Origin of the sequence: Nonomuraea africana (genome assembly GCF_014873535.1) — a bacterium.
GTDB classification, from domain to species: Bacteria; Actinomycetota; Actinomycetes; order Streptosporangiales; family Streptosporangiaceae; genus Nonomuraea; species Nonomuraea africana.
In genome coordinates, this window is record NZ_JADBEF010000001.1 from 1,171,989 (window position 1) to 1,187,181 (window position 15,193).

Below are 15,193 nucleotides of genomic sequence, written 5' to 3' on the forward strand. Positions count from 1 at the left end.
CCCGGCGGTGCGCTGGAAGTTAGGCGACAGAGCCGTACGAGGGCTTGCCCGCCCACTCGTAGGTGAGGTAGACGACGCCGGCGTCGGTGGCGGTCGTCCCGGTGAGCTTCAGCCCCGCCGGAATGGTCCCCTCGGCGAAGAGCCGCTTTCCCTCGCCCAGGACGACGGGGAAGACCAGCAGACGGTACTCGTCGACCAGCTCGGCCGACTGCAGCGTCCGGATGAGGTCGCTGCTGCCCTGGACGATGATCTCGCCGTCGGTGTTCCGCTTGAGATCGGCGACCGTCTGAGCGGCCTCGCCCACCAGGACCTGGGTGTTGCGCCACTCGGCGTTCATCGGCGTCCTCGTGGCGACGTACTTCGGCATGCTGTTGATCTTGGCGCCGCCCTCCTCGTCGGGCACGCCGGGCCAGTGCGCCGCGAGGATCTCGTACGACCTGCGGCCCAGAAGCATGCCGTCCGCGCGGTCGAACTGCTCGCCCATGATGCGGCCGAACCCCTCGTCCACGTGCGGGGCCAGCCATCCGCCGTGGTGGAAGTCGTTGGAGTCGTCCTCGCCGGGCCCGCCGGGAGCCTGCATGACACCGTCCAACGTCACGAAGGTCGAGACCACCAGCCTGCTCGCCATCTGCCACTCTTTTCTCTCGTGGTGTCGGGAAGCGGGTCCGTCCGGCCCCGCTGTCTCCCTGTGCCTTCAGCCTGGCAGAGCGCGTTTACGGATTTCTTACGGCTTTCCTCAAGGCCTTGATGAAGAGTCGCGTCTCGCGCGCCGTCCACGTCGACGGTTGCCTGGGCCTCCCCTCCATCGAGGTGGCGATGGCCGCTCTCACCGTGTTCCCTGGACCGCCCGGCGTGTGTGGGCTCTACTTGATCTTCCGGGTGTAGACGACGCGGTCGACGAGGCGCTCGGACTGACCGGGCGGGGTGAAGTAGAGGTCGAACGTGTGCTTGTTCTTCGACCGGATGGTGATCACGGTCCGCATGGGGATGGCCTTGCCGCGATAGTCAGGACCGAGCACGCCCGGGTCGGTGAACTCGCCCGGGATGGAGAGCACCGAGGGGCTCCCGCTGACCGGGGCGCCGCGGTAGGTCATCGCCGTCGGTGTGACGCTGTCGAACGTGGTCCACTCGTAGCGCCGGTCGATAGTGGAGAAGCCGAGGACGCCGAGCCGGAAGTACGTGATGTCGCCGAGGGTTCCCTCGGTCTTCTCCTCCAGGAAGCGGCCGCCGGTCTTGGCGATCCAGCGCACCTTCACGGTCATGTCGCGGGAGACGACGGGCTGACCGTCGGTCCCGAGGAGGTAGTTGGTCTTGGTCGCCTTCCAGGTGCCGACCAGCGAGTCGAGCACGCGGTGGTGCGGGCCGGGGGCCAGGTCGTCGGCGGCCCTGGCCGCCGACGGCACACTCTGCGCGACGGCGGCGGGCGTGCCCACGACGGCGCCGGCGGACGCCTCCGGCGCACCGACCATACCGAGAACGGCGACGGCGGAGGCCGCCGTCAGCGAGATCTTCCTGAGCATGATGACTTCCGTTTCCCTGAGCGTGAGATCCCGGCCGGCGCGAGGCCGCCGCGAAGACGCGGACGATCCGGCCGGGGGGCGGGCGTGGCGGGCCTGCGTGCCAAGGCCTCGACGGCGGCGAGGTGGACCTGGCGCCCGCCTCCGCATGCCGTCCGTCACGAAGGATGGCCGACGGACACACGCGACAGAAGGTGAAGAAGATGCAGAGATCGTGCACGAAGCTGCATCCTCGTGCACCGCCGCCTACGAGCCGTGATCACGTGACGGAGGCTCGCCCCACAGCGCCCTGGCGACCTCCTCGGGAGGCGAGGCGCCGCGCGACGACAGCCAGGCCATGCCCGCGCGCTCGGCGAAGACCCTGAGCTTGCGCGCGTCGAGCGGGCTGAGGTCGTGCGGCCCTGCCAGTACGGCGGTCATCGCGAGCCGCCGCCACGCCGTGACGGGGTCGACCTGGAAGATCTCGGCGACCTGCCGCCGCGCGGCCCTGAGGGCGGCGGCCACCCTGCGCATGCGGCCCTCGCCCGCCGCCTGGGGCTCGATCGTCACCAGCAGGTTGACCGTCGTGACGCGGGCCCCGGCCGCCGCGCTCTCCTCGAGCATCCGGAGGTCGGCGGGGGCCAGGCCGCCGGGGCCGACCGGCACGGTGTAGGTCACCAGGAGGTCGCCCTCCCGCTGCAGCGCCGTCACCGCCGTGGCCCTCCGCCGTACGGCGGGCAGATCCGCGCTGTCGCGCACCTCGAACTCCACGAAGGGGGCGCCGAAGGCGCCGATCACCCTGCGGTAGGCGGAGGTCAGCGCGGCCTGGTCGGCGCAGGCGGCGGCCAGCTCGCTGCCGTCGGGCCCGCCGAAGGCCAGCCCCGCCTGGCCGCCGGCGGCGCGCAGCCCGGAGACGCGGCCGGCCACGGGGTCGTCGGCGGGGTCGACGGTGCCGCCCCACTTCGGCGCGCAGCCGCCGGGGCCCGCCATGAGCCGGCCGAGGGAGAACCAGCGCACGCCGGTGCGGCGGGAGGCGTTGGCCAGGTGGAACCGCGGGGTGCGCGCCGTGTCGACGAAGGCCACGAACCCCGAGGGAACGGGCTTGGCGGAGGGCGTGGGGGAGGGCGAGGGGGCGGCGGAGACCTTGGCCAGAGGGGACGGGCCAGCCGCCGACCAGTCGGGGGTGGCCTGCGCGGGAAGGAACCAGACCGCGAGGCCGGTCGCCGCGGCCAGGCCGAGCGCCGCCAGCACCACCAGCGGCCGCGGCGGGGTGCCCGGCTCTCTGTGACGCGCCATCATCACCTGCCGTGTCAGCCCGATCACCGATGGTGAACGCTAGCAGGCGTGGGGAAGACCTGACCGGATAATGGCCACATGCAGCTAAGGATCTTCACCGAGCCCCAGCAGGGCGCCAGCTACGATGATCTGCTCGCCGTGGCCAAGGCCACCGAACGGCTCGGCTTCGACGCCTTCTTCCGCTCCGACCACTACCAGCGCATCGGCCCTGGCGACCAGGGGCCGGGCTCGACCGACGCGTGGATCACCCTCGCCGGCCTGGCCAGGGAGACCTCCAGGATCAGGCTGGGCACGCTGGTCACGCCCGCCACCTTCCGCCTGCCGGGGCCGCTGGCCATCAGCGTCGCCCAGGTGGACCAGATGAGCGGCGGCCGGGTGGAGCTGGGCTTCGGCACCGGCTGGTTCGACGGCGAGCACACCGCCTACGGCATTCCGTTCCCGCCGGTGAGGGAGCGGTTCGCCCGCTGGGAGGAGCAGCTCGAGATCATCACGGGCCTGTGGGAGGCCGAGAAGGCCTACTCCTTCGAGGGCACCTACTACCGCCTGGCGGACTCGCCCGCGCTGCCCAAGCCCGTCCAGCGGCCGCGGCCGCCGATCATCATCGGCGGCACCGGCGCCAGGCGGACGCCGAGGATGGCCGCCAGGTACGCCGACGAGTACAACGTGCCCTTCCATGCCGTCGAGCAGACCGGCGAGGCGTTCGAGCGGGTACGGCAGGCCGCCGCCGGCCGTCCGCTGGTCTACTCGGCGGCCCAGGTCGTCTGCGTCGGCGCCGACGAGGCCGAGCTGGAGCGCAGGGCGGCGGCGATCGGCAACAGCGTGGCCAGGCTGCGCGAGGAGGGCCTGGCGGGCACCCCGTCCGAGGTGCTCGACAAGATCGGCAGGTTCGCCGGGCTGGGCGCCGAGCGGATCTTCCTCCAGGTGCTCGACCTGCACGATCTGGAGCACCTCGAGCTGATCGCGGCGGAGATCCTGCCGCACGTCTAATGGAATAGCGGTACGAATCGGACCTGCGGCACACTTGACGCGTGCTGCTGACGATCTCGACCACCGCCTCGCCCGCCACCGACCTGGGGTTCCTTCTGCACAAGCATCCGGACAGGGTGCAGGAGTTCTCCCAGTCGTTCGGCACGGCCAGGGTGTTCTACCCGGAGGCGGGCGAGGACCGGTGCACCGCGGCGCTCATGCTCGACGTCGACCCCGTGGCGCTGGTCCGCTCGAAGGGCAGGACCGCGCCCGACTTCAGCCTGGGCCAGTACGTCAACGACCGGCCCTACGCGGCCTCCTCGCTGCTGGCCGTGGCGCTCGGCGACGTCTTCCGCACCGCCAGGGCGGGCCGCTGCGCCGCCAGGCCCGAGCTGGCGGCGGCCCCGCTGCCGCTGGAGATCGCGATTCCGGCCCTGCCGTGCAGGGGAGGACCCGACCTGGCGCGCAGGCTGTTCGAGCCGCTCGGCTGGGAGACCGAGGCGCTGGCCGTCCCCCTGGACGACGCCTTCCCCGAGTGGGGCGACTCGCGGTACGTGAGCCTGCGGCTGCGTGGCGGCCTCAGGCTGGCCGACGCGCTCAACCACCTGTACGTGCTGCTGCCGGTGCTCGACGACGGCAAGCACTACTGGATCGCGCCCGACGAGGTCGACAAGCTGATCCGCGCGGGAGAGGGCTGGCTGGCCGCGCACCCCGAGCGCAACCTGATCACCCGGCGCTACCTCGGGCGGCGCAGGGCCCTCGAGCGTACGGCCCTCGCCAGGCTCGCCGAGGTGGGCGACGAGACCGAGGAGGCGCTCGAGCCACGGATCGAGGAGGAGAAGGAGCGGTCCGTCCCGCTCAACACGCTGCGCCGGGAGGCGGTCGTGCGCACGCTGGAGGAGCTGGGCGCGCTCTCCGTCATCGACCTGGGCTGCGGCTCGGGGCAGCTGCTCGGCGCGCTGCTGGCCCAGCCGAGGTTCGCCAGGATCACCGGCGTGGACGTCTCCACGCTCGCGCTGGCCATCGCCGCCCGCAAGCTGCGCCTGGAGCGGATGCCCGAAGCCAAGCGGGCCAGGCTCACGCTCTTCCAGGGCGCGCTCACCTACACCGACCCGCGTTTCGCCGGGTACGACGCGGCGGTGCTCATGGAGGTCGTCGAGCACGTCGACCCGCCCCGGCTGGCGGCGCTCGAGCGGGTGGTGTTCGGCCAGGCCAGGCCGGTGCACGTGATCGTGACCACGCCCAACGCCGAGTACAACGTCAACTACGAGTTCCTGACCGGGATGCGGCACCCCGACCACCGCTTCGAGTGGACCCGCGAGGAGTTCACCGCGTGGGCCACCGCCACCGCCGAGCGGTACGGCTACCGCGTCACCTTCACGCCGGTCGGCGAAGAGGACCCCGAGCACGGGGCGCCGACCCAGATGGGAGTCTTCACCCGTGACCATTAGGATCCCGGAGCTGTCGCTCGTGGTGCTCGTCGGCGTCTCCGGCAGCGGGAAGTCGACGTTCGCCGCCAGGCACTTCAAGCCCACCCAGGTCATCTCCTCCGACTTCTGCCGCGGTCTGGTCTCCGACGACGAGAACGACCAGTCGGCCACCCAGGCCGCCTTCGACCTGCTCGACCACATCGTCGAGACCAGGCTCTCGCGCGGCCTGCTGACCGTCGTCGACGCCACCAGCGTGCAGTTCGCCGCGCGCCAGAAGCTCATCGCGCTGGCCAGGAAACACGACGTGCTGTGCGACGCGATCGTGCTCGACGTGCCCGAGGAGGTGGCGATCGAGCGCAACGCCGGCCGTCCCGACCGTGACTTCGGCCCCGGCGTGGTGATCCGCCAGCGCAAGGACCTGCGCCGCTCCCTCGGCAAGATCAGCAGGGACGGCTTCCGTAGGGTCCACGTGCTGCGCGGCGTGGAGGAGATCGACCACGCCACCGTCTCCTACGAGAAGGCGTGGACCGACAAGAAGGAGCTCACCGGCCCCTTCGACCTCATCGGCGACATCCACGGCTGCCGCGCCGAGCTGGAGACGCTGCTCACCGAGCTGGGCTGGGAGCTGACCCGCGTGGACGGCAGGGCGGTCGGCGCCGTCCATCCCGAGGGCAGGACGGCCGTCTTCGTCGGCGACCTGGTCGACAGGGGGCCCGACTCGCCCGGCGTGGTCCGGCTGGTCATGGGCATGGTCGCCGCGGGCACCGCGATCTGCGTGCGCGGCAACCACGAGGAGAAGCTGGTCAGGGCGCTCAAGGGGGCCAGGGTCAAGGTCGCACACGGCCTGGAGCAGTCGCTGGAGCAGTTCGCCGCCGAGCCCGAGGAGTTCACCCGCGCGGCGACCGCGTTCCTCGACGGCCTCATCAGCCACTACCAGCTCGACGGCGGCCGTCTGGTCGTCGCCCACGCCGGGCTGAAGGAGGCCTACCACGGCCGCGCCTCGGGCCGGGTCCGCGCGTTCGCGCTCTACGGCGAGACGACGGGCGAGACCGACGAGTACGGCCTGCCCGTCCGCTACCCGTGGGCGCAGGAGTACCGGGGCCGGGCCATGGTCGTCTACGGGCACACCCCGACGACCAGGCCGGAGTGGATCAACAACACGATCTGCCTGGACACCGGTTGCGTCTTCGGCGGCAGCCTCACCGCCCTGCGCTACCCCTCGCGCGAGATCGTCTCCGTCCCGGCAGAGAAGGTCTGGTACGAGCCGGTCAGGCCGCTCTCCGCACCCGGCTACCGCGACCCCGTCACGCTCGACATCGGCGACGTGAGCGGCACCAGGCACATCGAGACGCGCTTCGGCGGCCGGGTCAAGGTCATGGAGGAGAACGCGGCCGCCGCGCTCGAGGTGATGAGCCGGTTCGCCGTCGATCCGCGCTGGCTCGTGTACCTGCCGCCGACCATGGCGCCGCCGGAGACCTCGAAGCTGGACGGCTACCTGGAGCACCCGCACGAGGCGTTCGAGGAGTTCGCCGCCCAGGGCGTGGACGAGGTCGTGTGCGAGGAGAAGCACATGGGCTCGCGGGCGGTCGCCGTCCTGGCCAGGACTCCTGAGGTGGCGGCCGAGCGGTTCGGCGTCGCCGACGGCTCCACCGGAGCCGTCTACACCCGCACCGGGCGGCCGTTCTTCGCCGACCTCGGCCCGCTGGTCGAGCGGCTGCGGGTGGCCTGCGAGCCGCTGTGGGAGGCGCTCGGCTCCGACTGGGTGGCGCTCGACTGCGAGCTGCTGCCCTGGTCGGCCAAGGCGGGGGAGCTGATCCGCGTGCAGTACGCCGCCGTGGGCGCCGCGGCCCGTGCCGCGCTGCCCGCGGTCACGGCCGCACTGGAGGCGGCGGCAGGGCGCGGGCTGGATGTGGGCGAGTTGGTGAACCGCGCCCGCCGCCGTCACGACAACGCTGCCCGATTCCGCGACGCCTATGCGCGCTACTGCTGGCCGGTGGACGGCCTCGAGGGGGTACGGCTGGCGCCGTTCCAGATCCTGGCCTGCGAGGGACGCAACACCGCTCTGGAGCCGCACGCCTGGCACCTCGACACCCTCGCCCTGCTCGACGACCCGTTCATCACCCCGACCAGGCACCTGTTCGTCGATCTCACCTCGGCGCGGTCGCGGGAGAAGGCGGTCGAGTGGTGGGAGGAGCTGACCGCGCAGGGCGGCGAGGGCATGGTCGTCAAGCCCGCCGTCCACCAGCGTGGACGGGTCCAGCCGGGCGTGAAGGTGCGCGGACGCGAGTACCTGCGCATCATCTACGGCCCCGACTACACCGAGTCGCTCGACGTGCTGCGCCGCCGCTTCCTCGGCAAGAAGCGCTCCATGGCGCTGCGCGAGCACGCGCTCGGCCTGGAGGCGCTGGCCAGGCTGGCCGACGGTGACCCGCTCTGGCGCGTCCACGAACCGGTCTTCGCCGTGCTGGCCATGGAGTCGGAGCCGGTCGACCCGCGCCTGTGACGGGTCAAGTTCGAGCATGCGCCGCCGTATCGCGAGCGCTGTCCGGGTAGTGCCAGGGCATGGCGACTACGGGTGAGACGCACCACGAGCACCTGGGGCACGTGGTGTTCATCACGGCGGCGGCCGCGATCCGCGGGTTCCTGTTCGGCTACGACAGCTCGGTGATCAACGGCGCGGTCGTCGGGATCCAGCGGCACTTCGGCATGGGTCCGGGCCAGACCGGGTTCGTCGTCGCCATGCCATCGCCCTGGTCGACAAGATCGGCCGCAAACCGCTGCTGCTCATCGGCTCGGCCGGCATGACGGTCTCCCTGGCGGTCGCGTCGTGGGCGTTCAGCTCCGCCGTCGAGGTGGGCGGCAGGGTCAGCCTGCCCAATCCCGAGGGCGCGATCGCGCTGATCGCCGCGAACCTCTTCGTCCTGTTCTTCGCCCTGTCATGGGGTGTGGTGGTGTGGGTGCTGCTGGGCGAGATGTTCCCCAACCGGATCAGGGCCATCGCGCTGTCGGTCGCGGCGGCCGCCCAGTGGCTGGCCAACTGGCTGATCACCGAGACGTTCCCCTCCCTTTCGGAGTGGAACCTGTCGCTCACCTACCTCGGCTACGCCGTCTGCGCCGCGCTGTCCTTCGTCTTCGTCGTCCGGTGGGTCAGGGAGACGAGGGGCCGCAAGCTGGAGGAGATGGGATAGTTCGCGCCCTTCCTCGGGTTGAGCGGCGCCACCTGAACCAGTGCCGACGGCTTCGGACGAAGATCACCACGAAGAGTGCCTGGATGGCGCCCTCGATGAGGATCAGCAGCCCTGAGTCCAGCGCCAGGAGCACCGAGCCGCCCTTGAAGCCGTCGACGATGGCGCCGATCGCGCGGAACAGTGTGACGATCGCGATCGGCGCGGCGAACAGCGCGAACGCGGTGAGGGAGACCGTGGCGCCGATGACCAGGAAGACGGAGTGGACACGGGTGGCCCGCCGCTCCTGAGGTGCGAGCTCGCAGGCCGGTGGTCTCGACCTTCTCGAGCCGCTTGATCTCGAGCTTGATCTTCTTGGTTGCCTTCTTGTCGTCGGTCGCCAGATCGAGTGAAACGTCCCGCCGGATGTGGGACGCCGGACCCTCACCGAGGGGACAGCCCACGGGGGATTCTCAGTCCCGACACCCCGGCGCCACCGGCTCCGGCGAGAGAGAAAGAGAAAACTGATGCCCGACACCATGCTCCCCGCGTCCCCTCGGCCTGTTCAGGACGAGCCCACCCCCCGCACCGTCCCGGTGTCCCGACGGCTCGCGGTCGTGGGCCTCATCGGGGGCGCGCTCCTCAACGGTGCCGAGTCCATCGGGATGCGGTTGCTGTTGCCCCGACAGCCCGAGACCGGAGCGGCGAAGCTCCAGGCGATAGCCGACTCGGGCGCGACCTATCCGGTCCTCGTCACTCTCGGCACGCTCGCGATTCCGTTCATGTGCGTCGGCTTCCTGGCCCTGACCCACCTGCTGGGACAACGCGCGCCCCGCACCGGCCGGGTCGCCGTCGCGTTGCTGCTCACCGGCATGTTCGGCTTCTTCGGCATGCACGTGCTGTCCATGGTGCAGGTACCGCTGAGCCAGAGCCCGGACCTGGTGCAGGCGGGCGCCCTGCTCGACAGAGCCGAGGCGCACCCGCTCCTGGGCCTGACGTTCCTGGCGCCGTTCCTGGTCGGCACCGCACTCGGCCTGCTGGTGTTGATCGTCGGGCTGCTGCGCACGAAGTCCGTGCCCCGCTGGGTGTCGCTCACCATGCTGGCGTTCCTGGTCGTCGACTTCGCCCTCCGCAACCCCGGTCCCGTCGACGCCCACTGGTTGTGGATCGTGGCCTGCATCGGCGCCGCACGCGCGATCCTGGTGTCGCCCGTCCCGGGCGTTGACCGCTGAATCGGACGGCAGGCCGCACTCCTATACTTGCCGCCCTATGCAGCACGAACACCGGACCAGCGCGGCGGTCACCGCCGCCCGTTCAGTCTCGGCACTGGCCGTGGTCGCGGCCGTCGCCGCGGTCGCGCTGCCGCTGCTGTCCGGTGCCGATTACCTGGAACGGCTGATGCGCACGCCGGAAGCGGTCCTGGCGCCGGGCTACGCCGCGGCCGGCGCCTGGCTGGCCGGGCACGAGCGGGCCCGGCGGATCGGCTTGTTGCTGGTCACCACCAGCGCGTTCGCCGGATGCTACGTCCTTTCCCTGTCGTTCACGGCGTGGAGCGACGCGGCCGCACTCGACCTGCGGCCGCTCGGCCTCGACACCCGGACGCTGGCCGGGGCGACGGCGTGGGTGACGACCTGGTGCTGGATTCCGCCGCTCGGCCTGGTCGCGGTGCTGCTGCCGCTGCTGCTGCCCGAAGGCCGGTCGCTGGCCGGATGGTGGTCGCGCCTGCCGCGGATCGCCGCGGGGCTCGTCACCGCCGCAACGGTGGTGGCCGCGGTGACACCCCGGAAGCTGCGGTTCACGACCGTCCCGGAGAACCCGCTGGGCATCGAGGCGATCGAGCCCCTCGCGCTTCCCGTGGGGCTGACGCTGCTGGGCGGCTGCGTCGGGCTGATGCTGCTCGGCATGGCTTCCCTGGTGGTGCGGTTCCGGCGCGCCGACGGGGTGGAGCGACGGCAGGTCGCATGGATCGGGTACGGCGTCGCCGTCACTGTCGCCGCCACCGTGGCGGCACCGTGGTGGGTGCGTGCGTTCGCCGTCCTGCTGATCCCCGCCTGCATCGTCGTCGCCGCGCTCCGCTATCGGCTCTACGACATCGACGTGCTGGTCAACCGCACTCTGGTGGCCGGGGTGCTGCTGTCGGGGGCGGTCCTGCTCTACGCCGCGGTCGTGGGCTGGGCCGGGATCGTCCTGGGAGAGACGAGCCGCGCCACGTCGTTCACCGCGGCATTCACGATCGCGCTGCTCTTCCACCCGGCTCGGGTCCGGGTCCAGCGCGCCGTCGACCGGCTGCTGTACGGCCATCGGGCCGACCCGCACGTGCTCTTTCTCCGGGTGGACGACGCGGTCCGTGGCGCGGGCTCGCCCCTGCAGTCCCTGCGGGACGCCGCCGGCGCGGTCGCCCTCGGGCTCCGGCTGCGTGGTGTCGCGGTGACCGTGCACATGCCCGACGGTCCGGACGTCGAGACCTCCACCGGGCACCTCGACCCCCGCCTGGCGGACTCCTTCCCCCTCGAACTGCACGGCGAGACCGTCGGAGTCCTGCACGCGATGCCACGTACCGGCTCGACGGTCCTGGACCCGCAGGACCGGGTGGTGCTCGCCGCCCTGACCGGGCCCCTGGCCAGCACCGCGCAGGCCGTCCGGCTGACCCACCACCTCGAGCGCACCCGCGACCGGCTGGTGACCACGCGGGAGGAGGAACGCCGGCGGCTGCGCCGCGACCTCCACGACAGCCTCGGACCGCAACTGGCCGCCATCTCGATGACCGTCGACACCGCCGGCAGGGTGCTCGGTCGCGGCGACACCGGCAAGACCGCGCGGCTGCTCGGCGTGGCGGCCGACCAGACGGCCGAGGCGATCTCGGACGTGCGGCGCCTGGTTCGCGGGCTCCGCCCTCCGGCACTCGACGAGCTCGGGCTGGTCGGCGCGCTGACCTCCTCCGGGCTGGCCGCCACCGCAGCTGTCGACGCAGGTGAGGTACCGTCGATCACCGTGGACGCCGAACTGAGCCCTTCCCTGGAACTGCCTGCCGCGGTCGAGGTCGCGGCCTACCGGATCGTCCAGGAAGCGGTCAGCAACGCGCTGCGCCACGGTGCTCCCCGGCGGGTCACCGTCACGCTCAGGGAGACCGGTGACGACCTCGCGGTCTCGGTGGCCGACGACGGGACCGGCTTCGACCCCGCCGTGAACCGAGCAGGCGTCGGGATGGCCAGCGTGCGCGAACGCGCCACCGAACTCGGCGGCACCGTACGGCTCGAGAGTGCTCCGGGCATGGGCACGACGGTCACCGCCCTGCTCCCCCTCCGCCCAGGGACCCTCTCATGACGACCGCCGTGCTCGTCGACGACCACCCGGTGTTCCGCAAGGGGCTGGCCGTGCTGCTGGAGGAGCTGGATGTGACCGTCGTCGCGGAGGCCCCGGACGGCGAGGCGGGCGTAGAGGCGGCCCTGCGGCACCGGCCGGACGTCGTCCTCATGGACATCCAGATGCCCGGCACCGACGGGATCACCGCGACCCGGCGGATCCTCGAGGCGTGGGCCGACGCCCGGGTGTTGATGTTGACGATGGTGGCCGACGACGAGGCGGTGTTCGCGGCGATCCAGGCCGGCGCCCTCGGCTACCTGCTCAAGGGAGCCGGAAGCGCCGAGATCGGCCGCGCCCTCGCGGCGGTGGCGGCGGGCGAGGCCGTCTACGGCCCGCACGTCGCGCGACGGCTGAGGGCGTTCTTCAACGCCGGCGCGGGCGTGGCGGCCAAGCCGTTCCCCGAGTTGTCCGACGGCGAGCGTCAGGTGCTGAGGCTGGTCGCGGCCGGGCTGGGCAACCAGGTCATCGCCCAGCAACTGCACCTGTCGGAGAAGACCGTTCGCAACCGGGTCAGCAGTATCTTCGCCAAGCTCGACGTGGCCAGCAGGGCCGAGGCGATCGTCAAGGCCCGCCAGGGCGGCCTGACCTGACACCGGCTATCCCCTCTCCGGCAGCCGCGATGACCCGGACTCGCGCTGCCGCGACAGGTGGCCGGTATGGCGGGCCGCTGTCCGAGTTGCTCGATGGCGTCGGCGGTCCAGCCGGCGACATCATCGAACTCGGCGACCATCGCCAATGCGGTCACAGCGCAACTCCTGTCCCGTCGCAGGCGTTCGTCGCCCGTCGGCCGTCTGTCGTCGTCATGGTGCAAGCAGTCCATCCGCGCTCAGGACGGGCGCGGGGCGCGCCGGTCCTTGCGCTGGGCGAGCTCTTCCTCGTCCACCAGGGTGAGCATCGGCTTGCCAGGCTCGCACAGCATGGTGACGGTGAACCGGAGCGGGATGTCGTCGCGGTTGTTGCCGTCCTGGTAGTGGATGACGTCGCCGCCCGGCTCCCAGAACGCCTCCCCCGCGCGTACGACCCGCTCCGGCTCGCCCTCCACCTCCAGCAGCATCTCGCCCTCCAGCACGAAGCCGAACGCGGGCCCGGAGTGCCGGTGCGGCGGCGTACCCGGATCGCCGGGCGGGAACTCGATGACCACGGTCATGGCGTGCGCACCCTGCGGGATGAACGGCGGCGCGGCCTCCTGCAGCATGGTCAGCGCCGTCTGCCACGCGGTCGATCTCGGCTTGGGGTCGATGTCGGGCATGGGAACCACCTTTCGTGAGCTACGTGCGATGGAGCTCGGGCTACTTCCGGGCCGCGTTCCGGCCGGGCCAGTCGCGGTAGCGGAGCTGGCCGAGGATCGCGCTCTCACCCGGAACCAGCGTCCGCTCGCCCGGCTCGCTTCCGAAGTAGTGCGCGTGCGGGTCGGTCACCACCTCGCGCGGATCGCCCCAGCCGGTCAGCGCGTCGCGGAAGAACTCGTCCATCCGGAACCGCTCGGGCCCGGCGATCTCGATCCTGCCGTTCAACGGCGAGCCCACCGCGACCCTGCCGATCGCCTGCGCGACCTCGTCACCGGCGATGGGCTGGAAGAGCACGGGCGCGATCCGCACCGTGTTGCCGTCCGTGGCCTCATCGGCGATGCTCCGGACGAACTCGAAGAACTGGGTCGCGTGCACGAGCGAGAACGGGATCGACGACTTCTCGATCAGCTGCTCCTGGGCGATCTTTGCCCGGAAGTAGCCGTTCTCGGGCATCCGCTCCGTTCCCACGACCGACAGCGCGACGTGGTGACCGACGCCGGCCGCCGCCTCCGCGGCGAGGAGATTGCGGGTGGAGGTCTCGAAGAACTCCAGTACGGCGGCGGGCTCGAACGACGGGGAGTTGGAGACGTCGATGACCACCTGCGCGCCCGCCAGCACCTCGGCCAGTCCTTCGCCGGTGAGCGTGTTGACGCCGGTGTCAGGCGACGCCGCCACCGCCTCGTGACCGTGCTCGCTCAGCTTCGTCACGAGCTTCGACCCGATCAGGCCGGTCCCACCGACTACGACGATCTTCATGGCAATCCCTTTCTGTCCACCGGGGCATCTGCTGCCAACCGGTCGCCAGCTAAGACCGGGCAGCCTTCGGGCTTGTGACAACTCCCGCGAAATTCTTTTTCCGGCCGCGATCAAGATCCATGCCCTGAACGAGCCCACTGACCTGCGACGAGGACGAACCGCTGGTCGGCCGCTTCGCCGGGGAATCTCCCGTGGCTTTTACCTGCCGGTGGGCTGTCCTTGCTGCTCAAGGGGCAGACAGCAGGTGGCAGTCCAGGATGGGGCCGGAACATGGGCCTGCCGATGGGGTGCGGGACACCGGCCAGCCAGGGGGCGATGGTGGTGGCGGATGCCGAATCGGGCGACCCGGAGGATCTCGAGGAGGCCGTGGCGGTGTTCGCCGATGTGCGGCCGCGCCTGTTCGGAATCGCGTACCGCATGCTGGGCAGCGCAGCCGAAGCCGAGGACCTGGTGCAGGACGTCTGGCTGCGCTGGCAGGGCTATGACCGCGCCACGGTGGACAGCCCGGCCGGGTTCCTGGCGACGACGACCACGCGGCTGGCCATCAACGCCGCCCAGTCCGCACGCGTCCGTCGTGAGACCTACATCGGCCCGTGGCTGCCCGAACCGGTCGACACCGGCGCAGACCCCTACCTCGGCGCCGAACGCGGCGAGGCCCTGGAGTTCGCGGTGCTGCTGCTCCTGGAGCGGCTCTCGCCCACCGAACGGGCCGCGTACGTGCTGCGGGAGGCGTTCGACTACCCGTACCGGCAGATCGCCGACATCGTCCGGCTAAACGAGGCGGCGGTCCGCCAGCTGGTCAGCCGGGCCCGCAAGCGCGTGCTCGTCGAGCGCCGCACGCCCGTGACCGCAGCCGAACAACGCAGACTGCTGACCGCCTTCGTCGCCGCTGCCCGCTCCGGCGACCTGACCGCGCTGGAGGAGCTCTTCGCCGCGGATGTGACCAGCTACTCCGACGGCGGCGGCGCCGTACGCGCCTCTCGTTTCCCCGTGGTGGGCGCGTCACGGGTGGCGAAGTACGTCAAGGCGTTCGCGGACCACTTCTGGGCTGGAGTCGACGTGGCCTGGGCGAGCACGAACGGGCAGACCTCAGCCCTGCTCAGCCGCGACGGGCAGGTGTTCGCGGTCCTCGCGGTCAACGCCTCGGAGCAGGGCATCGACCAGGTGTTGTGGATGATGAACCCGGCCAAACTCACCGCGGTGTCCACTGGGCGTGACCCGCCGCAAGCCGCGCAGGGCGCATGACCCTGCACCAGCTCGCGCCGTCCCCGGTGTCCGCGCACGCCGCCGCGGACGGCGCGAACACCACCTCCACCTTGCCGGTCTTCACGCAGGGCACCGGCGCGCGGGGAGGAAACCGCGACCGCACCGCTTGACGAATCCGGGGCTGCTGTTCGGCCTGGTGGGGCCGGTCTGCTTCAGGGCTCGCCAGA

15 protein-coding genes and 1 pseudogene are annotated in these 15,193 nt (G+C 71.4%); 11 read left to right on the plus strand and 5 right to left on the minus strand.

All coding sequences use genetic code 11. The features are described from left to right. Nucleotides 1-19: 19 nt before the first annotated feature. The 3 genes from H4W81_RS05340 to H4W81_RS05350 form a co-directional block, all read right to left on the minus strand. Nucleotides 20-628 carry a dihydrofolate reductase family protein gene (locus tag H4W81_RS05340; protein ID WP_192773737.1) on the minus strand — a complete coding sequence of 203 codons (609 nt, stop codon included), beginning with the start codon at nucleotides 626-628 and terminating at the stop codon, nucleotides 20-22. 235 nt (nucleotides 629-863) lie between these two features. Next, nucleotides 864-1,520: a DUF1579 family protein gene (locus H4W81_RS05345; protein ID WP_192773738.1), complete on the minus strand. Its 657-nt coding sequence runs from the start codon at nucleotides 1,518-1,520 to the stop codon at nucleotides 864-866. A 243-nt stretch (nucleotides 1,521-1,763) separates the two neighbouring features. Then, entirely contained in the window at nucleotides 1,764-2,819 is a 1,056-nt protein-coding gene (locus H4W81_RS05350) for a glycoside hydrolase family 18 protein (RefSeq protein WP_192773739.1), read from the minus strand. Nucleotides 2,820-2,870: 51 nt separating this feature from the next. On the opposite strand from H4W81_RS05350, the gene H4W81_RS05355 reads away from it, so the two are divergent. The 9 genes and pseudogenes from H4W81_RS05355 to H4W81_RS05395 all read left to right on the plus strand — a co-directional run bounded on the left by H4W81_RS05355 (nucleotide 2,871) and on the right by H4W81_RS05395 (nucleotide 12,305). Further along, complete coding sequence (locus tag H4W81_RS05355; protein ID WP_192773740.1) at nucleotides 2,871-3,779, plus strand: LLM class F420-dependent oxidoreductase; 909 nt, start codon at nucleotides 2,871-2,873, stop codon at nucleotides 3,777-3,779. Nucleotides 3,780-3,820: 41 nt separating this feature from the next. Beyond that, a complete protein-coding gene (locus tag H4W81_RS05360; protein ID WP_192773741.1) occupies nucleotides 3,821-5,209 on the plus strand; it encodes a 3' terminal RNA ribose 2'-O-methyltransferase Hen1 in 1,389 nt (462 codons plus the stop codon). Next, complete coding sequence (locus tag H4W81_RS05365) at nucleotides 5,199-7,691, plus strand: polynucleotide kinase-phosphatase (protein ID WP_192773742.1); 2,493 nt, start codon at nucleotides 5,199-5,201, stop codon at nucleotides 7,689-7,691. The genes H4W81_RS05360 and H4W81_RS05365 overlap by 11 nt, the downstream gene beginning before the upstream one ends. A gap of 101 nt (nucleotides 7,692-7,792) precedes the next feature. Then, nucleotides 7,793-7,993 (plus strand): hypothetical protein, encoded by a 201-nt coding sequence (locus H4W81_RS05370; protein ID WP_192773743.1) that lies wholly within the window; start codon nucleotides 7,793-7,795, stop codon nucleotides 7,991-7,993. Further along, nucleotides 7,930-8,376 (plus strand): annotated as a pseudogene (locus H4W81_RS05375) (MFS transporter); the annotation flags it as partial. The gene H4W81_RS05370 and the pseudogene H4W81_RS05375, both read left to right, overlap by 64 nt. Nucleotides 8,377-8,471: 95 nt before the next feature. After that, nucleotides 8,472-8,663: a hypothetical protein gene (locus tag H4W81_RS05380; RefSeq protein ID WP_192773744.1), complete on the plus strand. Its 192-nt coding sequence runs from the start codon at nucleotides 8,472-8,474 to the stop codon at nucleotides 8,661-8,663. Between the two features lie 216 nt (nucleotides 8,664-8,879). Next, nucleotides 8,880-9,584, plus strand: a complete 705-nt coding sequence (locus H4W81_RS05385; RefSeq protein WP_192773745.1) for a hypothetical protein — start codon at nucleotides 8,880-8,882, stop codon at nucleotides 9,582-9,584. A gap of 37 nt (nucleotides 9,585-9,621) precedes the next feature. Beyond that, nucleotides 9,622-11,676, plus strand: coding sequence for a sensor histidine kinase (locus tag H4W81_RS05390; RefSeq protein ID WP_192773746.1), 2,055 nt, complete (start codon nucleotides 9,622-9,624; stop codon nucleotides 11,674-11,676). Then, complete coding sequence (locus H4W81_RS05395; RefSeq protein ID WP_192773747.1) at nucleotides 11,673-12,305, plus strand: response regulator transcription factor; 633 nt, start codon at nucleotides 11,673-11,675, stop codon at nucleotides 12,303-12,305. Before H4W81_RS05390 ends, H4W81_RS05395 begins: the two co-directional genes overlap by 4 nt. Before the next feature lie 236 nt (nucleotides 12,306-12,541). Here H4W81_RS05395 and H4W81_RS05400 read toward each other — a convergent pair whose 3' ends face one another. Both H4W81_RS05400 and H4W81_RS05405 read right to left on the minus strand, forming a co-directional pair. Next, nucleotides 12,542-12,964 carry a cupin domain-containing protein gene (locus H4W81_RS05400; protein WP_192773748.1) on the minus strand — a complete coding sequence of 141 codons (423 nt, stop codon included), beginning with the start codon at nucleotides 12,962-12,964 and terminating at the stop codon, nucleotides 12,542-12,544. A 40-nt stretch (nucleotides 12,965-13,004) separates the two neighbouring features. Then, nucleotides 13,005-13,760, minus strand: coding sequence for an SDR family oxidoreductase (locus tag H4W81_RS05405; RefSeq protein WP_192773749.1), 756 nt, complete (start codon nucleotides 13,758-13,760; stop codon nucleotides 13,005-13,007). Nucleotides 13,761-14,030: 270 nt separating this feature from the next. Between H4W81_RS05405 and H4W81_RS05410 the strand changes: the two genes are divergently transcribed. Beyond that, the gene (locus tag H4W81_RS05410) at nucleotides 14,031-15,005 is read left to right on the plus strand and encodes an RNA polymerase sigma-70 factor (RefSeq protein ID WP_225958474.1); all 975 of its coding nucleotides are present in this window, start codon (nucleotides 14,031-14,033) and stop codon (nucleotides 15,003-15,005) included. Then, the gene (locus tag H4W81_RS48375) at nucleotides 15,002-15,136 is read left to right on the plus strand and encodes a hypothetical protein (RefSeq protein ID WP_264083134.1); all 135 of its coding nucleotides are present in this window, start codon (nucleotides 15,002-15,004) and stop codon (nucleotides 15,134-15,136) included. Before H4W81_RS05410 ends, H4W81_RS48375 begins: the two co-directional genes overlap by 4 nt. The last annotated feature ends 57 nt before the right edge of the window (nucleotides 15,137-15,193 follow it).